Annotated in this window: 26 protein-coding genes; 15 read left to right on the top strand and 11 right to left on the bottom strand. The window is 57.4% G+C overall.

Annotated features, from left to right (window positions below; all coding sequences use genetic code 11):
- Positions 1-21: 21 nt before the first annotated feature.
- The 8 genes from sdhA to AC2D8V_RS11860 all read left to right on the top strand — a co-directional run bounded on the left by sdhA (position 22) and on the right by AC2D8V_RS11860 (position 5,873).
- Positions 22-1,827: a succinate dehydrogenase flavoprotein subunit gene (sdhA, locus tag AC2D8V_RS11895; RefSeq protein ID WP_484733739.1), complete on the top strand. Its 1,806-nt coding sequence runs from the start codon at positions 22-24 to the stop codon at positions 1,825-1,827.
- Positions 1,827-2,039, top strand: a complete 213-nt coding sequence (locus tag AC2D8V_RS11890; RefSeq protein WP_484733738.1) for a hypothetical protein — start codon at positions 1,827-1,829, stop codon at positions 2,037-2,039. The genes sdhA and AC2D8V_RS11890 overlap by 1 nt, the downstream gene beginning before the upstream one ends.
- A 176-nt stretch (positions 2,040-2,215) precedes the next feature.
- Positions 2,216-2,893 carry an FkbM family methyltransferase gene (locus AC2D8V_RS11885; protein WP_484733737.1) on the top strand — a complete coding sequence of 226 codons (678 nt, stop codon included), beginning with the start codon at positions 2,216-2,218 and terminating at the stop codon, positions 2,891-2,893.
- Entirely contained in the window at positions 2,890-3,219 is a 330-nt protein-coding gene (locus tag AC2D8V_RS11880; protein WP_484733736.1) for a hypothetical protein, read from the top strand. The genes AC2D8V_RS11885 and AC2D8V_RS11880 overlap by 4 nt, the downstream gene beginning before the upstream one ends.
- 24 nt (positions 3,220-3,243) lie before the next feature.
- On the top strand, positions 3,244-4,023 hold the full coding sequence (locus AC2D8V_RS11875) for a succinate dehydrogenase iron-sulfur subunit (protein WP_484733735.1): 780 nt from the start codon (positions 3,244-3,246) through the stop codon (positions 4,021-4,023).
- Positions 4,024-4,027: 4 nt separating this feature from the next.
- On the top strand, positions 4,028-4,735 hold the full coding sequence (locus tag AC2D8V_RS11870) for a ZIP family metal transporter (RefSeq protein WP_484733734.1): 708 nt from the start codon (positions 4,028-4,030) through the stop codon (positions 4,733-4,735).
- Positions 4,736-4,743: 8 nt separating this feature from the next.
- Positions 4,744-4,953, top strand: a complete 210-nt coding sequence (locus AC2D8V_RS11865) for a hypothetical protein (protein ID WP_484733733.1) — start codon at positions 4,744-4,746, stop codon at positions 4,951-4,953.
- A gap of 74 nt (positions 4,954-5,027) precedes the next feature.
- Positions 5,028-5,873 (top strand): urea carboxylase-associated family protein, encoded by an 846-nt coding sequence (locus tag AC2D8V_RS11860; RefSeq protein ID WP_484733732.1) that lies wholly within the window; start codon positions 5,028-5,030, stop codon positions 5,871-5,873.
- 73 nt (positions 5,874-5,946) lie between these two features.
- On the opposite strand, the gene deoD is transcribed toward AC2D8V_RS11860, so the two are convergent.
- Entirely contained in the window at positions 5,947-6,651 is a 705-nt protein-coding gene (gene deoD, locus AC2D8V_RS11855; protein ID WP_484733731.1) for a purine-nucleoside phosphorylase, read from the bottom strand.
- A gap of 66 nt (positions 6,652-6,717) precedes the next feature.
- A complete protein-coding gene (locus AC2D8V_RS11850) occupies positions 6,718-8,685 on the bottom strand; it encodes a methylmalonyl-CoA mutase family protein (protein ID WP_484733730.1) in 1,968 nt (655 codons plus the stop codon).
- Positions 8,686-8,894: 209 nt separating this feature from the next.
- Between AC2D8V_RS11850 and AC2D8V_RS11845 the strand changes: the two genes are divergently transcribed.
- From AC2D8V_RS11845 to AC2D8V_RS11815, 7 genes are all read left to right on the top strand, one after another.
- Positions 8,895-10,268 (top strand): 1-acyl-sn-glycerol-3-phosphate acyltransferase, encoded by a 1,374-nt coding sequence (locus AC2D8V_RS11845; RefSeq protein ID WP_484733729.1) that lies wholly within the window; start codon positions 8,895-8,897, stop codon positions 10,266-10,268.
- A 133-nt stretch (positions 10,269-10,401) separates the two neighbouring features.
- Positions 10,402-11,682: a crotonyl-CoA carboxylase/reductase gene (gene ccrA, locus AC2D8V_RS11840; RefSeq protein ID WP_484733728.1), complete on the top strand. Its 1,281-nt coding sequence runs from the start codon at positions 10,402-10,404 to the stop codon at positions 11,680-11,682.
- Between the two features lie 218 nt (positions 11,683-11,900).
- On the top strand, positions 11,901-12,116 hold the full coding sequence (locus tag AC2D8V_RS11835; RefSeq protein WP_484733727.1) for a hypothetical protein: 216 nt from the start codon (positions 11,901-11,903) through the stop codon (positions 12,114-12,116).
- Between the two features lie 25 nt (positions 12,117-12,141).
- Entirely contained in the window at positions 12,142-12,774 is a 633-nt protein-coding gene (locus AC2D8V_RS11830) for a helix-turn-helix transcriptional regulator (protein WP_484733726.1), read from the top strand.
- Positions 12,775-12,901: 127 nt separating this feature from the next.
- Positions 12,902-13,567 (top strand): acyl-homoserine-lactone synthase, encoded by a 666-nt coding sequence (locus AC2D8V_RS11825; RefSeq protein WP_484733725.1) that lies wholly within the window; start codon positions 12,902-12,904, stop codon positions 13,565-13,567.
- A gap of 45 nt (positions 13,568-13,612) precedes the next feature.
- A complete protein-coding gene (locus AC2D8V_RS11820; RefSeq protein WP_484733724.1) occupies positions 13,613-15,154 on the top strand; it encodes an ATP-dependent DNA helicase in 1,542 nt (513 codons plus the stop codon).
- A complete protein-coding gene (locus AC2D8V_RS11815) occupies positions 15,151-15,885 on the top strand; it encodes an SDR family oxidoreductase (protein ID WP_484733723.1) in 735 nt (244 codons plus the stop codon). The genes AC2D8V_RS11820 and AC2D8V_RS11815 overlap by 4 nt, the downstream gene beginning before the upstream one ends.
- Positions 15,886-15,896: 11 nt before the next feature.
- On the opposite strand, the gene AC2D8V_RS11810 is transcribed toward AC2D8V_RS11815, so the two are convergent.
- From AC2D8V_RS11810 to AC2D8V_RS11770, 9 genes are all read right to left on the bottom strand, one after another.
- Entirely contained in the window at positions 15,897-16,658 is a 762-nt protein-coding gene (locus AC2D8V_RS11810; RefSeq protein ID WP_484733722.1) for a TIGR02186 family protein, read from the bottom strand.
- Positions 16,658-17,569: a sulfite exporter TauE/SafE family protein gene (locus AC2D8V_RS11805; RefSeq protein WP_484733721.1), complete on the bottom strand. Its 912-nt coding sequence runs from the start codon at positions 17,567-17,569 to the stop codon at positions 16,658-16,660. Before AC2D8V_RS11805 ends, AC2D8V_RS11810 begins: the two co-directional genes overlap by 1 nt.
- Positions 17,570-17,663: 94 nt before the next feature.
- Positions 17,664-18,632 (bottom strand): ABC transporter permease, encoded by a 969-nt coding sequence (locus tag AC2D8V_RS11800; protein ID WP_484733720.1) that lies wholly within the window; start codon positions 18,630-18,632, stop codon positions 17,664-17,666.
- On the bottom strand, positions 18,632-19,762 hold the full coding sequence (locus tag AC2D8V_RS11795; protein ID WP_484733904.1) for an ABC transporter permease: 1,131 nt from the start codon (positions 19,760-19,762) through the stop codon (positions 18,632-18,634). Before AC2D8V_RS11795 ends, AC2D8V_RS11800 begins: the two co-directional genes overlap by 1 nt.
- Before the next feature lie 103 nt (positions 19,763-19,865).
- Positions 19,866-21,392 carry an ABC transporter ATP-binding protein gene (locus AC2D8V_RS11790; RefSeq protein ID WP_484733719.1) on the bottom strand — a complete coding sequence of 509 codons (1,527 nt, stop codon included), beginning with the start codon at positions 21,390-21,392 and terminating at the stop codon, positions 19,866-19,868.
- A gap of 65 nt (positions 21,393-21,457) precedes the next feature.
- Positions 21,458-22,462, bottom strand: a complete 1,005-nt coding sequence (locus AC2D8V_RS11785) for a BMP family lipoprotein (protein ID WP_484733718.1) — start codon at positions 22,460-22,462, stop codon at positions 21,458-21,460.
- Between the two features lie 116 nt (positions 22,463-22,578).
- Positions 22,579-23,028, bottom strand: coding sequence for a ribosomal protein S18-alanine N-acetyltransferase (gene rimI, locus AC2D8V_RS11780; RefSeq protein ID WP_484733717.1), 450 nt, complete (start codon positions 23,026-23,028; stop codon positions 22,579-22,581).
- The gene (gene tsaB / locus AC2D8V_RS11775) at positions 23,025-23,642 is read right to left on the bottom strand and encodes a tRNA (adenosine(37)-N6)-threonylcarbamoyltransferase complex dimerization subunit type 1 TsaB (protein WP_484733716.1); all 618 of its coding nucleotides are present in this window, start codon (positions 23,640-23,642) and stop codon (positions 23,025-23,027) included. The genes rimI and tsaB overlap by 4 nt, the downstream gene beginning before the upstream one ends.
- A complete protein-coding gene (locus AC2D8V_RS11770) occupies positions 23,639-24,079 on the bottom strand; it encodes a GFA family protein (RefSeq protein WP_484733715.1) in 441 nt (146 codons plus the stop codon). Before AC2D8V_RS11770 ends, tsaB begins: the two co-directional genes overlap by 4 nt.

The following is a 24,079-nucleotide window of genomic DNA, read 5'->3' as shown; positions in this document are numbered from 1 at the left end:
CATCATCCGGGAGATTGATCCATGGCTGCATATGAATATGAGACACATGAATACGACGTCGTTGTCGTCGGTGCTGGCGGAGCCGGGTTGCGTGCGACCCTCGGCATGGCTGAACAAGGGCTGCGCACCGCCTGTGTCACAAAGGTTTTCCCGACACGTTCGCACACTGTTGCGGCGCAGGGCGGGATCGCGGCCTCGTTGTCGAACATGGGTCCGGACAACTGGCAGTGGCACATGTACGACACCGTCAAGGGGTCGGACTGGCTTGGTGACACGGATGCGATGGAATATCTGGCGCGCGAAGCCCCCAAAGCGGTCTATGAGCTGGAGCACTACGGTGTGCCTTTCTCGCGCACTGAAGAGGGCAAAATCTACCAGCGTCCCTTTGGTGGCCACACAACAGAGTTTGGCGAAGGCCCTGCGGTGCAGCGTACCTGCGCCGCCGCTGACCGGACCGGTCACGCCATTCTGCATACGCTTTATGGTCAGTCTTTGAAGAACAACGCGGAGTTCTACATCGAGTATTTCGCCATCGACCTGATCATGTCGGATGAAGGCGTGTGTCAGGGTGTGCTGTGCTGGAAGCTTGACGACGGCACCCTGCATCTTTTTGCCTCCAAAATGGTTGTACTGGCCACGGGCGGTTACGGGCGTGCCTATTTCTCGGCGACTTCTGCGCACACCTGCACCGGTGATGGTGGCGGTATGACCGCTCGTGCGGGTCTGCCGCTGCAGGATATGGAGTTTGTTCAATTCCACCCCACAGGGATTTACGGTGCGGGATGCCTGATAACAGAAGGAGCCCGAGGCGAAGGCGGGTATCTGACGAATTCCGAAGGCGAACGGTTCATGGAGCGCTATGCGCCGCAGTATAAAGACCTTGCACCGCGCGACTATGTTTCCCGCTGCATGACGATGGAAATTCGCGAGGGGCGTGGCGTAGGGGCCAACGGTGACCACATTCACCTGAACCTCAATCACCTGCCGCCGGAAACGCTCAAGCTGCGTTTGCCGGGTATTTCGGAGAGCGCCCGGATTTTTGCCGGCGTCAATCTAAACAAAGAGCCCATTCCCGTGTTGCCGACAGTGCACTACAACATGGGCGGCATCCCGACAAACTACTGGGGCGAAGTTCTGGCGCCTACTGCTGACGATCCGGATCGCGTCTCGCCCGGTTTGATGGCTGTGGGCGAGGCCGGGTGCGCCTCTGTGCATGGTGCGAACCGTTTGGGATCGAATTCGCTGATCGACCTTGTGGTGTTCGGCCGGGCAGCGGCGATCCGCGCGGGTAAAATTGTCAATCCGGACAGCGCGGTGCCAACGCCGAACATCAAATCTGTCGAGGCAGCCTTGGACCGGTTCGACAACACACGCTACGCCAAGGGGCACATGCCAACCGCCGAACTGCGGCTTGAAATGCAGCAGACAATGCAAAAAGACGCCGCCGTCTTCCGCGCCAACGAGACACTGGCAGAAGGCAAGAAGGCGATGGAAGAAGTCGCGGGCAAATGGAGCGATGTCGGGGTCACTGACCGTAGCCTCGTATGGAACTCGGATTTGATGGAAACGCTGGAACTGGCGAACCTGATCCCCAACGCCGTGGCCACCATTGTTGGAGCTGAGGCACGCAAGGAAAGCCGCGGTGCGCATGCGCATGAGGACTTCCCGGAACGTGATGACGAGAATTGGCGCAAGCACTCTCTGATATGGTTTAAAGGCAACAAAGCATCACTTGGTTATAGAGGTGTTCACGAACAACCACTTACAAGTCATAATGACGGTGGGATTGACCCGAAAAAAATTGCTCCTAAGAAAAGGACCTTCTGATGATGAAACCAATTGCCATCGCGCTGACAGTCGCAACCGTGGCTCTGGCAGGCTGTGCGCCTGCCACCGGACCAGAGCCAGTCACCAACCAGAACTATGGCGGCAAAGTCAGTGCCGGACACAGCGGCGTTGTCACACGCGGCGCGTATCGTTGCCCTGACTGGGCGAACACGATGCATCGCGGTGACCTGTACTGCCTCAAGGGGCAATAACACCGTAGGGGTGGGGCGCATCGCATGAAGCGATTGGTTACGTGTAATAAAAACAGGCGCGGGCGGCAAGGGCTGCCCGCGTCTGGCGTGCGACCAGACGCCGCCGTGCGGCTGATCTGCGTGCCTTTTTACGCGGGGCCTTTGCAATGAACGCCGAGTTGCAGAGCATTCGCAGAATGCTGCGCAATGAGGGGATGACCGTACACCCTATCAAGACACGTGCGCCGTACATGCGAAGCCACGGGTTTTCTCCTGATGTGATCATCGACGTGGGCGTTGGTTCTGGCACGCCCTGGCTCTATCGAAGCTTTCCACAGGCGCGTTTCGTGCTGATAGATCCGCGTGAGGAATGCGCGGATATGGTGCGCGAAAAAGACCATCTTGAGACGTTTCACTTTCACGCAACCGCGCTTGGTGCCTCTGCGGGGACAGCCAAGCTGACGATGCCCTATTCGAAAAAGGGCCGTGAACCTGACATGGCCAGCCTGTTTCACCGAACGGACAAGCTGTCGCAGGCGTTTATCAAAACCGAAGAGATAGAGGTCCCTGTCAAGACGCTCGACGAGATAGCCTTGGCCTATCCGGGACGGGTTGGCCTCAAACTAGACACCGAGGGCTCGGAACTCGACATCCTGCGCGGCGCTTCTGAAACCTTGGAACGCTGCGATTTCGTCACGCTCGAGATGTCGGTGAGCCCACGGTTCGATGGGGTCGGAGCCCCGTCAGAAGCTGTGGCGCTGCTGGCGCGTGCAGGTCTGGAAATGCGCGACGTCATGACGATCGGTGCGGGACCGGGCAAAAAGGCGCACCCGCGCTATCTCGATATTCTTTTTACAAGGTGGGCAAACGCATGATCCGATACCTGATACCTTTGTGCTTCGTACTCAGCGCCTGCACCGATGTGCAAACGGCGACAGACAAAGCCGGTCGCGACGCGGCAAAAACGATTATTCCTGAAACACTCGCTGTCTATTTTCCGCAGGTGCCGAAAGCGTTCTACGCGCCTTTGACCAACTGCATCGTGGACAACGCCGATGCAAGCGACGTTCAGTCGCTGGCCTCTGATGCCGTTGTTGGCGTCGATTCAGGCACCGCAGACCTCGTGCGCACGATCCTCGCGCGCCCCGAAACCCAAGAGTGCGCAAAGCGGCAGGCGTCGGCAGACGTTCTGAGCTTTTGACCAACCCACAGGAGACCTGAACATATGGTTCAACTGACACTCCCAAAGAATTCGCGGATCACCACGGGCAAGACGTGGCCGAAGCCGGAAGGGGCTACCAATCTGCGTAAATTCCAGATCTATCGCTGGAACCCCGATGACGGGAAAACGCCGCAGGTGGATACCTACTTTGTCGATCTTGATACTTGCGGGCCGATGATCCTCGACGCGCTGATCAAAATCAAAAACGAGATCGACCCGACGCTGACGTTCCGCCGTTCGTGCCGCGAAGGGATTTGCGGCTCGTGCGCGATGAACATCGACGGGATCAACACACTGGCCTGTATCTACGGCATGGACGAGATCACGGGGGACGTGAAAATCTACCCGCTGCCGCACATGCCGGTGGTCAAGGACCTGATCCCGGACCTGACGCACTTCTATGCCCAGCATGCCAGCATCATGCCTTGGCTCGAGACCAAAACAAACCGTCCCGCCAAGGAGTGGAAGCAATCCATTGAAGACCGCAAAAAGCTCGACGGTCTGTATGAATGTGTGATGTGTGCTTCGTGCTCGACATCCTGCCCGTCCTACTGGTGGAACGGCGACCGGTACCTCGGGCCTGCGGCGCTGTTGCACGCCTACCGCTGGATCATTGACAGCCGCGATGAGGCAACAGGCGAACGGCTCGACGATCTGGAAGATCCGTTCAAACTTTATCGCTGCCACACGATTATGAATTGTGCAAAGACCTGTCCGAAAGGTCTGAACCCGGCAGAGGCAATCGCCAACATCAAGAAGATGATGGTCGAGCGCCGCGTTTGACCTGATGGACCAGGCGGTCTGGCTGGCTTTGGCACTGGCGACGCTCGCCGGTGCTTCCATACCTCTTGGAGGATGCCTCGCGCTCTGGCGGTTCAACCTCCTGCCAGATTGGGCAAATACCGAAGCGCGCCACGGCGTGCTGGCGTTCGGGGCAGGTGCTTTGCTTGCTGCGGTAGCGCTCGTACTCATCCCTGAAGGCAGCGCGCGGACACCTGCATGGCTGGCGCTGGCGTGTTTTTTTGTCGGTGGCGCTGGCTTTTACTTCGTAGATCGGCGTATCGCAAAAACCGGCGGCAAACTGGGCCAGTTTCTTGCGATGATGCTGGATTATGCGCCAGAGGCGTTGGCACTTGGCGCACTTGTCTCCACCGATCTGTCTACGGCTGTCCTCGTTGCTGTGCTGATCGCGCTCCAGAATGTTCCCGAAGCTTTCAACGCGATGCGCGAGATGAATGCGGCTGGATCACAGGTATCGCTTTGGCTGTTTGCCGCGATGGTGCCGGTCGGCCCGCTGTGTGCGTACATTGGTCTTGCCATGCCCGCGGGGTTCGATCCGCTGATCGGTTGTGTAATGATGCTGTCGGCTGGTGGTATTGTTTACCTCATGTTTCAGGATATCGCCCCACAGGTGCCACTTGAACGCAGTGGTGTGCCACCGATCGGCGCGGTGCTGGGCTTTGGCCTTGGGCTGGCCGGCCACCTCATGATCTGAGGTCGGTGATGCACATTGTTATCGGTCTGCTCATCGCGTTCGTCATCGTCGTCATTGTGACGCGTCAGCGGGGCACGACCCGCGATTGCCGCTGGCGGGCGGATCGTACGGGCAACCGAGACGGCCTGCATAAGTACAAATGCATGGCCTGTGGCGCAGAGGTTTTTACAGAAAACGGCGCAGCACCAAAGCTATGCGAGAAAAACAAACCTGTCTGATTTTTGCGTGATCCCGGGCGCTTGCACCAAGCACAAAAACTGCCATGGTGAGCCCCTCTGAGAAAGGAAACGCCATGCCAGCCCCCAAGGACGCCGATGCACGCCGCGCCATAGAACCCGTGATCTGTTATCCGGTCGATACGCTGCCCGCGCCTGATATGGACTTGTACGACCGCGCGCGGCAAGGATTTGAGAAAACAGAAGAGGTGATGGTCCCACCGCGCGAGGCCCGCTGCTTTCACGTTCCTGCCGGTCACTTTTTCAGAATAACATCGGTTGAAGGCGCACAGGTTGGCGATCTGAACCTTCACAATGCCGCTGATCCTACCGAACGTTTTTATTCCGGGAAGACCCGCGCCCTGCACGGTACCCATGTCACAAAGGGCGAGCGTCTGTGGTCCAGCTTTCCAACCCTGCGACCGATGGCAACCATTACCGAGGACACGTTGGGGTGGTACGGGATCGACGCCTATGGGGGCTCTGTTCACGATGTAATCGGTACGCGTTGTGATCCTTACACACACGCCCTGCTATCTGACGGCGGCCAGTATCATCACTGCTGCCACTCTAACCTTACCCGGTCTCTGGCCGCAGAACTTGACGTGCCGGTCTCGCAGGCAGAGCCACTGGTGCATGACGTCTTAAACGTATTCATGTGCACCGGATTTACCCGTGATACCGGCCAGTACTTCATGAAGGCCAGTCCGGTCCGCCCCGGTGACTACATAGAATTCTTTGCCGAGATTGATCTTTTGGGAAACTTGTCCGCATGCCCCGGAGGTGATTGCGGCTCGACGCATTCCAGCGATACCGCTTCATGCTACCCCTTGCGTGTGGATATCTTTGCCCCCGCGCCCGGTGCACTCGACGCGTGGTCACCGCCGGCCCGTAACAGCTATGACGGAAGCCACGGCACATAACGCGCACAGCTTTTCTTTGCCCTCAAATATCCCTGCCAGACGTTCCCGCATTCGCCGCGCCTCAATCGGTCGATCAGGCGAAAGCTGCTTCCAAGGCAATTTCTACCATGTCGCCAAAGGTCTTTTCCCGATCCTCGGACGGCAGCGCCTCTCCGGTTTGCAGATGATCGCTGACCGTCAGCACAGCAAGCGCCCGGCGCCCATGGCGCGCAGCAAGGGTGTAAAGCTCAGCCGCCTCCATTTCCACGCCAAGAATGCCGTGGCGGACCATCTGTTCATCGAGATCAGGCCGCTCTGCATAAAAAACATCTGATGAATAAATACCGCCCACATGAGTCGTGGTGCCTTTCGACTGTGCGGCAGCGACCGCCGCCGCAAGCAGGCCAAAATCCGCGGTCGGCGCATAATTCACTTCCTTGAAAACGGCAGAGGACGGGGAAGTAATCGTGCTTGCAGACATCGCGATGATCACGTCGCGGATGTTGACATGAGATTGCATGCCACCGCAGGAACCAATCCGGATCAACGTTTTGGCACCATACTGCGAAATCAGTTCATTTGCGTAGATCGACAGGGAAGGCATGCCCATGCCCGAGCCCTGTATCGTCACCCGATGGCCGCGCCATGTACCAGTAAAACCCAGCATGCCCCGAACTTCGTTGACGCAAACCGCATCCTCAAGAAAGGTCTCTGCGGCCCAGCGGGCGCGATAGGGGTCGCCGGGCATCAAGACGGTTTCGGCAATTTCTCCCGGCTTGGCTCCGATATGGACGGTCATGGCATTACTCCTCTCGCCAGCAGGCGCAGTTAACTGTACCTGCGCGCGGGCTTCAAGAGCGGCCTGTCATTCGGCAGCCACTGCCTGAGGGTCTGCAAGCGTCACAATGTCCATCATGATCGTGTTCAATTCAAAGTCCTTGGGTGTGTACACTCGGGCAACTCCCATCGCGCGCAACCTTTCGGCGTCATCGTCAGGTATGATGCCGCCGACAATGACTGGCACTTGGCCCAAGCCTGCTTCACGCATTTGTGCCATCAGGTCCTCTACGAGAGGAATATGGCTGCCCGACAGGATCGACAGTCCGACGACATGAGCGTCGTCTTCCTGCGCGGCTGAAACGATTTCAGCGGGCGTCAGGCGGATGCCTTCGTAGGCAATGTCCATGCCACAGTCGCGGGCGCGCACAGCAATCTGTTCGGCACCGTTGGAATGCCCATCCAGCCCCGGCTTGCCCACCAGAAACTTGAGCCGCCGCCCCAGTTTGTCGCTGACTGCGTCCACCGCATCGCGCAACTCGTCCAACCCTTCGGTCCGGTTCGAACGCGACCCGGATACGCCGGTAGGCCCGCGATATTCACCATGCACTGCGCGCATTTGGGCGGCCCATTCGCCGGTTGTGACACCTGCTTTCGCCGCGGCGATAGACGCAGGCATAACATTGCGTCCTTCCTTGGCTGCGGCGCGCAACTCTGCTAGCGCAGCAACCACGGCGGTCTCGTCCCGCGCAGCGCGCCATGCCTCCAACCGTTCGATCTGTTCGTTTTCCACAGCCGGATCAACAACCATGATGCCGCCGTCACCGGTCATCAACGGCGATGGCTCGCCTTTCGTCCACTTGTTGACGCCGACTACCACGGTTTCACCTGCTTCGATCCGGCCCAGACGCTCTGAATTGCTGTCGACCAGCCGCGCTTTCATATAATCGATCGCCTCGATGGCGCCGCCCATGCCATCCAGCGTCGCCAGTTCCTGCCGCGCCCCTTCTTTCAGCGCCTCGACCTTGGCATCAACTGCGGGGTTCCCGTCGAAGAGATCGTCAAATTCCAAAAGGTCCGTCTCGAACGCCATGATCTGCTGCATGCGCATTGACCACTGCTGGTCCCAGGGACGGGGCAGGCCGAGCGCCTCGTTCCATGCGGGCAACTGAACCGCGCGCGCGCGTGCCTTTTTTGACAGGGTGACGGCGAGCATCTCGATAAGAATGCGGTACACGTTGTTTTCCGGTTGCTGCTCTGTCAGGCCCAGAGAGTTGACCTGAACGCCATAGCGGAAACGGCGGTACTTGGCGTCCTCAACGCCGTAACGATCGCGGCAAATCTCGTCCCAAAGATCGACGAATGCCCGCATCTTGCACATTTCGGTGACAAAGCGGATGCCTGCGTTCACAAAGAAAGAGATACGGCCAACGACTGCGGGGAAATCTTCGGCCGGCATCCGGGGTTTCAAAGCGTCGAGCACTGCCGTCGCTGTCGCAAGCGCAAAGGCAAGTTCCTGTTCCGGGGTCGCGCCTGCTTCCTGCAAGTGGTAGGAACACACGTTCATCGGGTTCCACTTGGGCACATTGGAATAACAGTACTCAGCCACATCCGCGATCATGCGCAGCGACGGTGCCGGCGGACAGATATATGTGCCCCGGCTAAGATACTCTTTGATGAGATCGTTCTGGACCGTGCCTTGCAACTTGGAGACATCCGCGCCCTGTTCCTCGGCCACAGCGATATACAATGCCAGCAGCCAAGGGGCAGTGGCGTTGATTGTCATGGACGTGTTCATCTGATCCAGCGGAATCTGGTCAAACAAAGTACGCATGTCGCCGAGATGGGATACCGGCACACCGACCTTGCCCACTTCACCCCGGCTCAGGACGTGATCGCTGTCATAGCCCGTCTGCGTCGGCAAATCGAACGCCACCGACAGCCCGGTTTGCCCCTTTTCCAAGTTGGACCGGTAGAGTGCGTTCGACGCCTTTGCCGTAGAGTGACCAGCATATGTACGAATAAGCCATGGGCGATCTTTCTGGGCGTTTGTCATCTCGGCCTCGTGAATCGGGTGTGTAATAATGTTGCGTTGATGCGTTGTTACAGGAAATTTTATGGCGCTGTCAATTCGCCGCGTTGCGGCTATTGCACTGCAGCAAGAAGACGTCCGGTCGTACGCCTGCTGGGCTGCATTACACCTGGAGGAATGGCCGGTTGGGAGTTTCGTTTTGACCTCGCGGGCGCGAATTGCGATTGTGCAGTATGACCCAGACAGTTGAGCTTCCTCTTTGGCTGTTCGTGCTCATCCTGCTTTTCGCAGCGGTGACCTTTGCGTCACATTTTCTTTTCCCTTCAGTGCGCTGGTTCTTTCGCCGCCGGCTCGAACGCGCGGTCTCGCAGTTGAATGAACGTCTGACGCGGCCGATTGAACCGTTCAAGCTGGCGCGGCGCTATGACATGATCCAGCGATTGATTTACGATCCGGAAGTGACCCGCGAAATTTACAACTACGCGCAGGAACACAACGTTCCGGAAAACGTCGCCTTTGAAAAAGCACGGGATTATGCCCGCGAGATCGTTCCCGGCTTTAGCGCGTTTACCTATTTCGGGCTGGGGACGCGTCTGTCGCGGATGCTGGTGAATTCGATCTATGAGGTCTGGACAGGCCCGCGCAACGATGACGTGATCAAGAGCATTCCAAAGGATGCAACGATTGTGTTCATCATGAACCACCGCTCGAACATGGATTATGTATTGGTGACCTATCTTGCTGCGCGGACATCGGCGCTGTCGTATGCGGTGGGGGAATGGGCACGGGTCTGGCCACTCAGTCAGTTGATCAGGATGATGGGGGCCTATTTTATCCGTCGGCGCTCACGCGGGGCGCTTTATCGGAAGGTGTTGGCGCGATATGTACAAATGGCGACAGCAGGCGGGGTCTCTCAGGGTATTTTCCCCGAAGGCGGACTCAGCCTGACCGGCCGGTTGATGCCGCCAAAGCTTGGGTTGCTGTCGTACCTGACAGAAAATCCGGACCCGAACGGGCGCGATGTCGTCTTTGTTCCGGTCGCGATCAACTACGACCGAGTACTAGAAGACCGTGTTCTCATCGCGGCCGCAGAACGCGGCGACCGTCGTTTTGGTGCAAAAATCTCTGTTGTCGTCAAATTCATCCTCAAGAAATTCTGGCAGGCTTTGCGCGGGCGGTTTGTGCGGTTTGGCACAGCAGCGGTGTCTTTCGGAGAACCACTGTCTTTTCAGAAGTTCGGAGCGGATCGACCGCTGGAGGAACTGTCGGCCGTTTTGATGGACAGGATCAATGACGCAATGCCGGTTCTGATTGTGCCGCTGCTGTCGCACCACCTCGGAAATGCTGACACGCCCGTGTCGCAGGCCGACCTCGAAGCGGCACTGTCACGAGATGCAACGCTATTCGGTGCCAACATGCCGAGCTACACTGCGGACGAACTTTCAGTCGCCGTGTCTGCGGCTTTGTTGCGCATGCGCAAGCATGGCATCATTGAAGAAGACGGCGAGCGCTTGTGGAAGGGCGTTGCGGGGCAGGAGGCTGTTTTGGCTTATTATGCCGCTTCTATTGAGCATCGTTACGAAGAGGAGCGTGCAGTTGCAGAATAATTCTGCACATGCTCGGTCATAAAATTACAAAAAATGACCTCAAAGTGTTGCAATGTTGCGTGACACCTCCTATTCAGGGCCAAGAGCATCGCGATTCTGCGATGCGGCATGTTTATTTTCGCGGGAGACAGCAATGGCACTCGATACGACCATCGCGCAATACGACGCACCTGAAAAAGACCTTTATGAAGTCGGCGAGATGCCTCCTATGGGGCATGTGCCCAAGCAGATGTATGCATGGGCGATCCGGCGCGAACGTCACGGTGACCCGGACACGGCCATGGTCCAGGAAGTTGTCGATGTCCCTGAACTCGACAGTCAGGATGTGTTGGTTCTCGTGATGGCAGCAGGCGTGAATTACAATGGTGTATGGGCCGCCTTGGGGGTACCGATCAGCCCATTCGATGGTCACAAGCAGCCCTATCATATCGCCGGTTCAGACGCCGCAGGCATTGTCTGGGCGGTTGGGGACAAGGTGACCCGCTGGAAAGTGGGTGACGAGGTCGTCATCCACTGTAATCAGGACGACGGTGATGACGAGGAATGCAACGGTGGCGACCCGATGTACTCTCCCTCGCAGCGCATCTGGGGGTATGAAACGCCTGATGGGTCGTTTTCACAGTTCACGCGGGTACAGAGCCAGCAATTGATGCCGCGCCCAAAACACCTGACATGGGAAGAGGCTGCGTGTTACACGTTGACGCTTGCCACGGCTTATCGGATGCTTTTTGGCCATGAGCCCCACGACTTGAAGCCCGGACAGAACGTGTTGGTGTGGGGGGCATCCGGAGGTCTTGGGTCCTATGCCATCCAACTCATCAATACTGCGGGTGCGAATGCTATCGGTGTCATTTCCGACGAGAGCAAACGCCAGTTCGTCATGGATCTCGGTGCCAAGGGTGTCATCAACCGCAAGGACTTTAACTGTTGGGGGCAATTGCCGACGGTAAACACGCCGGAATATGCGGCATGGTTCACCGAGGCGCGCAAGTTCGGGAAAGCGATTTGGGAAATTACCGGTAAAGGCGTGAACGTCGACATGGTGTTTGAGCACCCCGGTGAATCCACTTTCCCGGTGTCCACCTTCGTTGTCAAAAAAGGCGGCATGGTTGTGATTTGTGCGGGGACGACCGGTTTCAACCTGACCTTTGATGTGCGTTACATGTGGATGCACCAAAAGCGTCTGCAGGGTAGCCACTTTGCCCACCTCAAGCAGGCAAGTGCTGCAAACAAGTTGATGCTGGAGCGTCGTCTTGACCCGTGCATGTCAGAGGTTTTCACTTGGTCCGATCTGCCGCAAGCGCATATGAAAATGATGCGCAACCAGCACAAGCCTGGAAATATGTCTGTTCTCGTGCAGGCGCCGACAACGGGTCTGCGCACGCTGGAGGATGCTTTGGAAGCGCGCCGTTAGGTCTAACAAAGCACGTCGCCTATTAACCACAATGCCCGCGAATCATTTGTTGGTTCGCGGGTATTTCTATTTTTACGTGTAGCCCTTTTTGAGAACAACGCCTTAGCCTTGAGCGGCTCACCATTTCTGGGGAGTGTAATTCCGCGAATTTTCAACGGCCCTTAGCACATGTTAGAGTTGTGTTAATCATTCGTTAACCTTTGAAAGGCGAGTCTGTTATGCGAAGCGACTGGATTTTGGATGTACTTACCGATTTGAAAACATTTGCCACCGCCAATGATCTGCCCGTTCTGGCAGAACAGCTGGATGACACGGCAATCGTTGCGCTGGCCGAGATCGCGGCGCTGCATGAGAGGACGCAAGGCAATAACGATGGTGACAACCACAATAGCGGAACGGATCTTGGAGGAGTTGGAACAAGCGGACACGCTTGATGGTCTTTATAAGGCCACCTACCTCATGCGTGATAAATACGAAGTCAAACATGTGGTCTACTACTGGGTCAACAGCGTTGGCGAAAACTACGGCGCAGGAACATATACGTCGGAATGGGCGGAAAGATACGTAGAGAAAGGCTACAACAAGATTGATCCTGTAGTTTTGGGATGCTTCCAACGGTTTGATCCCACCAACTGGAAAGACTTTGACTGGTCATCCAAGACGGCGCGCGATTTCCTCGCGGACGCACTTGATCACGGGGTGGGCGCGCAGGGGCTGGCCATACCGTTACGCGGGCCAAACGGGCAGTACGCCGTTCTGAGCATCAACGACAACCGTGATGACGGTGAGTGGGAAATGTTCGTGCGACAGCACAAAAGAGAGTTCATGATCATTGCGTACGAGTTCAACAAGAAGGGTCTAGAGTTCGACGAACGCGAAACGGATACGATCCACGGCAGACTGTCTCCACGAGAGTTGAGCGCTTTGACATATCTGGCGCGCGGTCTGAGCCGTAACCAAGCAGCACATCAGATGAAGATTTCTGAGCACACGTTGCGCGTGTACATTGAATCTTCGCGGCACAAGCTTGGTGCGTTGAATACCACCCATGCCGTCGCGCGGGCTCTCAACAACGGCTTGATCGTCGCTTAAGTGCTAACGCAACCTTACCGCGGGCGCGCGGTCGGGCAAGACATCTGAAAGTCGCGCGAACGGCGGTGATAACCCTCGTTAAGGTTAATACACCAGTCTGCTGGCATCCAACGCCAGGAGATCTTTCATGTTGCACTACATCTACGGGCACGATCTGCACCATTACCCGACACTGCGCGATACAATGTTTCGGGACCGCGCCGCACAGTTCAAGCACCGATTGGGTTGGGATGCTGTCACGGTTGATGAGCATGGTCACGAGATCGATGCGTATGATGCGCTCGATCCGATCTACGTCATCTGGGAATTGCCTGACGGGACCCATGGCGGATCTTTGCGTATGATGCCGACCGTTGGGCAAACAATGGTCAATGATCACTTTACGAACCTGACCGACGGCGTGCGCATCGAAAGCCCGCTGATTTGGGAGTGTACCCGCCTTTGTATTTCGCCGACAGCCGACTACCGCGTCACAGCGGCGCTCGTCGTCGGGGCCGGAGAATTGATGGATGCCTTTGCGCTGGAACACTATGTCGGTGTGTTCTTTGACAAGATGGAACGCGTGTTTGCGCTGAGCCATATCAAGGCCGATATTCTGGGCGTAGCAGAAGAAGCTGACACCACGGGTGATCGCATCGCTGTTGGCACGTGGGAGATCACCGCGGAGTGTATGGCGCGTAACCTCAAACGCGTTGGTGTGTCCCGCGAAACGTCACAGATGTGGTTCCGTCAATCCTTTGCGCGCAGCCGCGTAGAGACAACGCCACAGGTCGCCTACAGCAAGTGTGCCTGAGGGTTCCCGCTGGCACCCGGCGTGACCTGCCTGTAGGGTCGCGCCATGGCATCTGTTCCTGTCCAGTTCTCTGAAGATCAAGCCGTCGCCTATGACGCGGTTACCGAGCTTTTGCGGGGCTCTGGTATTGATTTGGACGATCAGTTGCTCATGCCTCCCCGCAGCGAAAAACAGGCAGTGCTTGCGGTGACGGGCAAGGCAGGTTCGGGCAAGACCCTGTTGCTTGCCGAACTGTACAAGGCGCTCAAAGCCTCGGGTGTCGAGATTGTTTCGGGTGACTATGAGCCTCGCAAGAAACGTGATCGCCGATCCCTTGCGATATTGGCACCAACGAACAAGGCGGCGTCGGTTTTGCGACTGCGCGGCGTTCCCGCCACAACGATCCACCGCATACTTTATACCCCTGTCTATGATCCGGAATACGAGCGCATTGCGGAGTGGCTGGCAGGCAGTGGCGACCGCCCCGAGATAGAAGGGCTGACGGAGCAGGCGCTCGATCGGGCGGCTGCTTTTTATGCGGGCAACTCGTCGATCCCCGGCGCGCTGGCTGCGGCAGGTCTGCGCGGCTCTGATTTCATTACGGGCTGGAAACGCCGCGAAGAGCCGCTGGACATCGGGTTTGTCGATGAATCGTCCATGCTGGATGATCGGCAGTTTGATGATCTGAAAGAAATCTTTCCCACGCTGCTGATGTTTGGCGACCCAGCGCAGCTTGCGCCGGTCAATCAGTCTGGCGCGATGGTATTTGACAAATTGCCCGAGAAAAGGGTGCTGAACCTCAGCCGGATACACCGGCAAGAAGCGGATAACCCCATACTCGATCTGGCCCATGCCCTTGGTGACCCTGAGCTGACGTTCGAAAGTTTTGAGCGGATGGTGGAAGACGCGGCCAGACGAGACGAGCGGGTCGTCTGGGGGCAGCGGGTCGAAGTCGATCTGATGGCGCGCAGTCCGGTGCTGGTATGGCGCAACGCCACACGTGTCCGCCTGATCAATGCATTTCGCCGTGTTCATGGCGCGCCGGAAGATGCCTTGCTGGAAGGTGAGCCATTGATCTGCGACGGGATCGAACTGCCGCTTAAACACCGGAAAAAGCGCCTTGATCTGGAGGCGCGGGGCCTCATCAAAGGCGCGCAGGTCGTTTATCTCGGCGAAGGGCGAAAACCGGGTTTTAGCCGGTTGCACGTCATGGGTGCAGAAGATCCTCAGGTCTCTGCCGCGTCTATCGTCAAGATTGAAAAGCCCGATGAAGAAGAGCCGTTTATTCCTTTTGCAGCGCGCATGGGCGCAACGTTCTTGCATGGGGCCGCGGTGACCATTCACAAGGCACAGGGAAGCCAGTGGGATACTGTTCAGGTTTTTGCACCAGACATCTATACAGCTGCCCGCATGGGGCGTTCGGAAGCGGGGCAGCCATTGTGGAAGCGACTGGCGTATGTTGCGATCACGCGAGCGCAAGAGCGATTGATCTGGGTCGTGCGCAATCGGCTGTCAAAGCCTCAGTCAGGGTTGCGGGTCGATGATTTGCGTTCGGTTGCAGCGGCGCCGCTGAAGTTGGAGGCAGAAAGCACACAGGAGGGGTCATGAATTCTATACTTATTACGGGTGCCAGCAGCGGCATCGGACGAGGGACGGCAGAGTTGTTTTTGCAAAGCGGTTGGCAGGTCGGGCTTGTTGCGCGCAATCAAGCTACTCTGGAAGAGGTCGCGGATGGCGGGAAGAATGCCGTCGTGTTGCCAGCGGATGTGACTGATCCGGACGGCATCGAGCGTGCTGTAGAAGCCTTCTCCGAACGGGCCGGGCGGTTAGATGTGGTTTTCAACAACGCTGGTATTTTTACACCCGCCGCACCTATTGATGAAATCGCGGTCAAAGACTGGCTGCAAGCCGTGAATGTGAACCTCACCGGCATGTTTCTGACCGCGCGGGCAGCCTTTGCAGTCATGCGCCGTCAGACGCCTCAGGGCGGGCGGATCATTAACAACGGGTCGATTTCGGCGCATGTCCCGCGGCCCGGATCGGTGAGTTACACGGCGACGAAACACGGGGTAACGGGGTTGACGCGCAGCTTGTCCCTTGACGGCAGGCCGTTTGACATCGCGTGCGGACAAATAGACATCGGCAACGCGCTCACACCGATGGTGCAGTCCTTTAACGACAAAGCATTGGCAGAAGACCCGAATGCGCAACTTCAGCCTACGATGGATGTGCACCATGTCGCGACATCGGTTATGCATATGGCGACGCTGCCGCTTGAGGCTAACGTTCAGTTCATGACTGTGATGGCGACCAAGATGCCTTACATCGGGCGGGGATGATCCGCGGGGCCTCAGGTGCGAATAAATCGGAACGCCGCCGAAGCAGCCCAGCCTGCGCCGATTGCGATGGCCAGAGACATCAGCCCATAGACCAGCGCGTTCTCACGTGAGAGGCGGAACAGCCACCGTTCCAGCCCGACCTTGCGTACGTAGATACTCGTTTCGTACATCGATACGACCTCCCCCCCGCGGGTGAGGAAGATGCGTGTCTGGTAATCACCCTCGGTCAGTGCTGCTGGCAGCTTGATGGCGGTTCTGAACAGGGTCTGATCATCAACGCTGATCGTTCCCTCATTCAACTGATACTGCTCGGATCCGGATTTGATGCGGATGAGTGCTTCGGTAAAGCTGGCGGCATCGGAGATCGTGTCCGGTGCACCCACCGACCGGATCGCACGGGGGATCGAAACTTTGTGACGCAGATCTTCTGTGTCGCTGAGCGACAGGCCCAGAGATGTGCTTGTGGCCACGGCGTAAAAGCTGGGAGCAGAGTCGACCTCGACCGCTTCGGTATTGACCCAGATGCCAAAGCGCTTTTCCTTGCGGCGCACGATCATCGTTTCGTTGGGTCCGGCCACCGTAATAATTACTTGCAGGCGCGGTTCGTACTGGATCGGTTTCTCGCGCTTCACTGCGCCAAATATCAGGATTTCAGACCCATCAAAGCTGGTATTGATCGATACGGTGTCCTTGCTCATACCGACTACGACCTCTTCTGCGAGGACGGTAGAAGCACATGCGACGATGCAGAATATGGCGGCCAGAATTCGCATCAGTGACCCGAGTCCCCGATGGAGTAGAGCTCGGACGGCATCAGCAAAAGGTCGAGCGCGAGCTTGCCACAGACAACCAGCACCATAATTGCAAGCAGGATACGGAGTTGTTCGGCCTTCAGTTTGACGCCGATACGGGTGCCGATCTGTGCGCCTATCACACCGCCGACGAGCAAGAGCACCGCTAGGACGACGTCCACCGTGAAGTTCGTAGTCGCATGAAGCATCGTGGTAAATGCGGTCACAAAAATAATCTGGAACAGCGAGGTGCCAACAACGACTTTGGTTGGCATGCCTAAAAGGTAGATCATGGCGGGAACCATAATAAACCCGCCGCCGACACCCATAATCGCGGCCAAAATGCCCACGCTGATCCCCACCAAGATCGGCGGTATCACAGAGATATACAGCCCGGAAACGCGGAACCGCATCTTGAAGGGCAGGCCGTGGATCCAGTTGTGTTTCTTGCGGGCGGGGGCTTTGCCGGATTTGGTGTTCCGGATCGCCTGCAGACTTTCGACAAACATCAAGCTGCCGATGATGCCCAGAAAGACAACGTAGCAAAGCTTGACCAGCAGATCTACCTGACCTTGCGCCTTGAGGTAGTTGAAGACGACGACGCCTACGGCTGCGCCAATTAGGCCCCCTATGAGAAGAACCGTGCCCATCCTGAGATCAACGGTTTTTCGCTTTAGGTGTGCCAGCACGCCGGAGAACGACGAAGCAACGATCTGGTTGGCTTCGGTCGCCACGGCGACAGCAGGCGGAATGCCGATAAAAAACAACAGCGGGGTCATCAAAAAGCCGCCGCCGACACCAAACATGCCGGACAGGATGCCCACGATCCCTCCCAAGCCCAGCAACAAAAAGGCGTTGACCGATACTTCGGCTATGGGGAGGTAAATTTGCATGGCTCGGTTTAGCACCCCACCTTTAAAAATCAATGGTACACGCTGCCGCGCAGCAAACAGGACCGATGTAATTGCCCAATCTGGACTTAAGCGTTTACCGCTCCTTTACGTAGGGCTCTCCGCCCGCACGGGGTGGGATGGCCTTGCCGACAAAGCCTGCGAGAATAATGACCGTCATCACATACGGCAGCGCGCCCAGAACCTGTCCCTGAACTTTCATACCTATAACTGCCTGAATAACGTCCGGCCGTGTCTCGAGCGCGCCGAACAGGCCAAAAAGCAAGGTGGCGTAGAGCGCATACCACGGACGCCATTTGGCAAAGATCAATGCTGCAAGGGCGATGAACCCGCGTCCTGCGGACATGTCTTTGACGAACCCGGCCTGCAACGCGGTGGACAGATAGGCACCGGCGATACCGCAAAGAACGCCACATATGATGACCGCGACATAGCGCAAACCGACAACTGACACACCAGCGGTATCAACAGCCGCCGGATTTTCACCAACGGCACGCAGGCGCAGGCCAAACCGTGTCCGGTAGAGAAGCCACCATGTGAACGGGACGGTGGCGAATGCCAGATACACAAGTATCGAGTGGCCGGAGATGAGTTCCGAATAGAGTGGGCCAAAAATCGGTACCTCTGCCAGAGCTTCTGCAAAGGGCAGGGTAATCGGCTCGAAGCGGGCATTCCCAATCAGCGACGGCGTCCGCCCTCCTTGCTGGAACCAGTCTTGTGCAATGAGGACTGTAAGACCTGCGGCAAGAAAGTTGATGGCGACGCCAGAGATCAGTTGGTTGCCGCGAAAAGTGATCGACGCGAGGCCGTGCAGCAGGCTGAGTGCGATGGAGGCGGCGACCCCTGCAAGCAAGCCAAGCCAGACAGAGCCGGAAATCGCTGCGATTGCCGCAGAGAAGAAAGCCGCTGCCAGCATTTTGCCTTCGAGCCCAATATCGAAGATGCCCGCGCGTTCGGAAAAGAGACCGGCGAGGCAGGCGAGCAACAACGGCGTGGCCAGTCGTACGGTGCTGTCAAAGAGTTGAATGATCGTCAGGAAGTCCATTATTCAGCGGGCTCCATCGGTTTTGTCTCTGACTTGGGTGCACGGGCGCGACGCAACGCGAGGAACATACGTTCGAGCGGCATACGCACCATATTGTCGAGCGCACCGGTGAAGAGGATCACGAGCGCCTGAATGACGACGATCAACTCGCGGGGAATGGATGTCCAAAGCGCCAGTTCTGCGCCGCCCTGATAGAGAAACCCGAAAAGGATTGCGGCCAGAAACACGCCGAACGGATGTGACCGCCCCATCAGGGCCACGGCGATTCCGATAAAACCGGCCCCTTCAGTTGCATTCAGTACAAGCCTTTCTGCTTCGCCCATCACGTTGTTGATTGCCATCATGCCCGCGAGCGCACCGGAAATGACCATTGCGATCATGGTGATTTTAACCGGCGATATACCCGCATATTTCGCGGCACTCTCAGAGTGACCATAGGCACGAATTTCATAGCCGGTGGAAGTGCGCCAGATCAGCAGCCACAGCAGGAAACAAGCGATGAGAGCGATGACAAAAGAAATATTTGCGGGTGCGGCTTTGGAAAATTCTATCCCGAGAGGCGCCAGCATATCATGTAGCGTCGGCAGGTGGACGGCTTCGGGAAAGCGCGGGCTGGCCGGATCCATACTGCCGGTTGGCTTGAGGTAGGAGTTGACCACATAGATGAGCAGGGCGGAGGCAATAAAGTTGAACATGATCGTGGTGATAACGATGTGGCTGCCACGCTTTGCCTGCAAGTAGGCCGGGACAGCGGCCCAGGCCGCGCCGAACAGGCCGGCCATGAACAGCGCACCCAGAAGCGCCAGCGACCAGTGCGGCCATGGCACGTACAGGCATGCAAGCGCTACACCAAGCCCGCCCAGCATCGCCTGACCTTCGCCGCCAATGTTGAACATCCGCGCATGAAACGCGATCGCAACAGCCAGACCGGTGAATATAAAGTTGGTGGCGTAGTACAGCGTGTACCCCCAGCCATAGGTGCTGCCCAAAGCGCCGGAGACCATCAGTTTCATGGCGGCGACCGGGTCTTCGCCAATTGCGAGGATCACCAGTGCGGACAGAAATGCAGCAAGGATCAGGGAAATGAGAGGCACGAGAACGACTTCGGCCCATTTTGGCATCACGTCCATGACGGCACCTTTCCGGATTGACGGTAATCGGGGCATGGGGGTTTCACCCCCGGCGCTGTTGCGCCTCCCCCAGAGTTTATCTGGCAAAGTGAGTGGAGCTTGGTCATGCAGACACCCCGGCCATCAGCAAACCCAGTTCCTTTTCATCGGTATCGGCGGCGATTTTCTCGCCCATGATCGTCCCGTCAAACATCACTGCGACACGGTCTGCGAGGGCGAGGATCTCTTCCAGTTCAACCGACACCAGCAAGATCGCCTTGCCCTGATCGCGCAAGCCGACGATCTGCTGGTGAATGAATTCAATTGCGCCGATATCAACACCACGCGTTGGTTGTCCGATGAGCAGCAGATCGGGGTTGCGCTCAATTTCGCGGGCAAGGACGATTTTCTGCTGATTGCCGCCTGAAAAATTCTTGGCGGCGAGTTTCGGGTTGGGCGGGCGCACATCGAAGCGGTCCATTTTTGCTTCGGTGTCCGCGCGGATTGCTGCGTTGTTCATCAGGGCCCCGGATTGAAAAGCCGGGTCGCGGTGATAGCCGAACGCAGTATTCTCCCAAGCCTGATAGTCCATGATCAGACCTTCTCGTTGCCTGTCCTCCGGCACATGGGCAATCCCGCGGGCGCGTCGTGACTGCCCGTCGGATGCTTTGCCGGACAGATCAATCGGCGTGCCGTTGACCTTGACCGACCCGGTGCCGTCAGCGTATCCGCCCAGCACTTCCAGCAGTTCGGACTGGCCGTTACCGGCAACACCGGCAATGCCGAGGATTTCACCGGCGCGTACCGTCAAGTTGATGCCTTTCAGCCGTTCGACGCCCTTGTCGTCGACGACCTTGAGGTTTTCCACCTCGAGGACAACCTCACCGGGCGTTGCAGGTTTTTTGTCAACGCGCAGCAAAACCTTGCGTCCGACCATGAGTTCGGCCAGCGCTGCGGGCGAGGTTTCGGACGTCTTTACGGTTGCGGTCATTTGTCCGCGCCGCATGACGGATACCGTATCTGTGATATCCATGATTTCGCGCAGCTTGTGCGTGATCAGGATGATGGTTTTGCCCTCGTTGCGAAGACGTCCCAGAATGCGGAAAAGCTGATCGGCCTCTGCTGGTGTCAACACGCCGGTCGGTTCATCGAGGATCAGAATATCCGCTTGGCGGTACAGCGCTTTGAGGATTTCCACACGCTGCTGCATGCCGACGCCGAGTTCTTCGATGATGGCGTCAGGATCTACGTTGAGACCGTACTCTTTTTCCAGCTCGAGCAAAGACTTGCGCGCTTTTGCCAGTGAGGGGCGCAGCAATCTGCCATCTTCCGCGCCGAGAATGATATTCTCCAGCACAGTGAAGTTTTCGACCAGTTTGAAATGCTGGAACACCATGCCGATGCCTGCTGCAATGGCGGCTTGGCTATCGGGGATGTCGGTTTTCTTGCCAGCGATGAAGATTTCACCGGCGTCGGCCTTGTAAAAGCCGTAGAGAATGGACATCAGCGTCGATTTTCCAGCACCATTTTCGCCGATGATCCCATGGATTGTGCCGGGCATCACGCGGATCGAAATATCTTTGTTGGCTTGCACCGGGCCAAAGGCTTTGGAAATGCCTTTGAGTTCAATTGCTGGCGCTTGATCGGCCATGTCCCACCCCATTGAAACAGGCCACGCCGTAAAGCGTGGCCTGACGTATCATTTCCAGTTTGTCTTCAGAAGTCCAGAACAGGGCAGCTGTCGTTGGCGTAATACGCTACAACTTCCAGTTCGCCGGAGATGATTTTCGCCTTGGCTTCCTCAACTGCGGCCTGCATCTCATCCGACACAAGTGACGCGTTGTTTTCGTCCATCGCGTAGCCGACGCCGTCTTCGGCAAGGCCGAGCACGGTGAACCCGCCAGTATCGACGTTTGCGCCAGCTTTCATGGTTTCATAAACCGCAACGTCCACACGTTTCAGCATGGAGGTCAGCACTTTACCCGGGTGCAGGTAGTTCTGGTTGCTGTCGACGCCGATTGACAAAATGTCTTCGTCGGCGGCCGTTTGCAGAACGCCCACACCGGTGCCGCCTGCAGCCGCATAAACAACGTCAGCGCCTTGGCTGATCTGCGCTTTTGTCAGTTCGGAGCCTTTGACGGGGTCATTCCAAGCTGCGGGCGTGGTGCCTGTCATGTTCGCGATAACTTCGGCATCGGGGTTCACAGCCTTGACGCCCTGCGCATAGCCACAAGCAAAGTGGCGGATCAGAGGGATGTCCATGCCGCCAATAAAGCCGACTTTGCCCGATTCAGATGCCATTGCCGCCATCATACCGACAAGGTAGGACCCTTGGTGCTCTTGAAAGCCGATGAGTTGAACGTTGGCGGGGACTTCGGGCAGCCAGCCGTCGATATTGATAAATTTGGTGTCTGGATAATCGCCTGCGACATTGTTCACCGGATCGGCAAAGGCAAAGCCGGTCGTAATCACCGGGTTCGCGCCGGATTCCGCAAAACGACGCAACGCCTGCTCGCGCTGAGCCTCGGATTGCAGTTCGATTTCGAGGAACTTGCTGCCGGTTTCGTCGGCCCAACGTTGTGCGCCGTTGAATGCGGCCTCGTTAAAGGATTTGTCAAACTTGCCGCCAAGATCGAAAATCAGCGCAGGTTCGGCCAATGCGGCGCCCGCAGACAGCGCGAGCGCAGCGGATGCGCCGAGAAATTTTTGGATGAGGGTCATGTAGGTCTCCCAGGTTTTGATTTTGGAGCGATCCGGAGCCGGAGCCTGCCGATGTCGCTCATTGTCAGCAGAAGTTGTATGCCTGCGCCAAATTAGGGCCCAAGGCAGTGGCAGGGTCAACCGGTTTTTGGGTTCAAGGGGGGCAAATGAGCGTTCTGACGGTGGGTCAGTGCGGCACGCATGAGCACAGCATCAACCGCTGAGCCGTCCGGCCGGCGGTAATAACGCGCGCGTCGCCCGGTGATAGCGAATCCGTGCTTGTGATACAGGGCCTGCGCAGGGGCATTATCCGCCGCCACCTCAAGGAACGCTTCAGTAGCTGTCACACTGGTCATCCACGCGTTCATGAGCGTGGTTGCGATACCGCGCCTTTGGTACACCGGATCGACGGCGAGGGTGAGAAGCTCGGCCTCATCTGCGACCACCTGCACAAGCGCAAACCCACCTGCACGCTCGAAAAGATGGACTTTGGATGATGCCAGAAGGTTTTCAAATTCTTCCGGCTGCCACCCCCGCTCTGGCGCGAAGGCCGCCGCGTGCAGGCGCGCCATCTGCTGTGTTTTCATGGCAGGATGTTTGGCCCGCGATCACGGGCAGGCGCCGCGTCAGCAGGGCGAAGGTATAAAGGTGCGGGGCGGCTTTCGACGTGCCGAAATCGTTGTGCCGCAAGGTGGGAGATGGCAATTGCAGCGGGGTGTTTTGGCTCTTCCCACCCTGATCCGATAACTGGGGCGGCTAGGCCAGCAGCAGCTTCGCGGACTATGAGAGCAGGGGTCAGCGGCAATCCCTCTGGATCGTAGGATTGTGCATAGACCTCGCCGCGCCGTGCATCGACAACGGCGGTACAGGTGCCTGAAGTTCCGTATTGAAGCGCATCGAACGCCGAAACACCCACCGCCGGAATATTCAGGCCCAACGCCAACCCGCGCGCCGCCGAGACGGCGATGCGTATTCCTGTAAAGTTTCCCGGCCCGGTACCGACGCCGATCGCGTCGAGATCGTGATAATCGACGCCTGCAATTGCCATGGTTTCCGCCAAAAGATCCATGAGCCGTTCGGCCTGACCTTTGGTCATATCTTCTGCGCCATGGGCCAACACCGCGCCTCCTTGAACGACGGCGGCTGCGCAGTAGGGCCCCGAAGTATCAAAGCCAAGAGCAACGGGGGCGGAAATGGTCATTCGGAAACACTCCGATCAATCAAAGCCTTGCGCGCGCTGGTCGGGGCGCGTGGCAGATCGTCCGTCAGGCAAAGCCACGGCAGGCGCGCTTCTGCGTGGCAGTGGAGCTCGGGGGCAAAGGACGCGGCATTTTCAAGACACCCGACAGCAACGTAAATCTGACCGGGCAGATAATCGAATTGTGCCGTCAATGGTGAGCCGCAAGACTTGCAGAACTGTCGGGTGACGTCACCACGTCGCAAGTTCGTCACCGGCCCCTGCAACAAAACTGTACCTTCGGGAAATTGGGCAAATGCTGCAACCGGCGCCCCAGTGACACGCCGGCAATCAGCGCAATGGCAGTAAGCGACGGTGGCGGGTTTGGTGTCAGTTTCAAAATGTGAGGCGCCGCAATAGCAGCGCCCCTTGCAAACAGTATCTTTGGTGATTGCGTGCAC

The organism is Roseobacter sp. YIN89 (assembly GCF_057219365.1).
The sequence above is the reverse complement of the archived record's forward strand: the minus strand, read 5'-3'. Positions and strand labels throughout refer to the sequence as shown.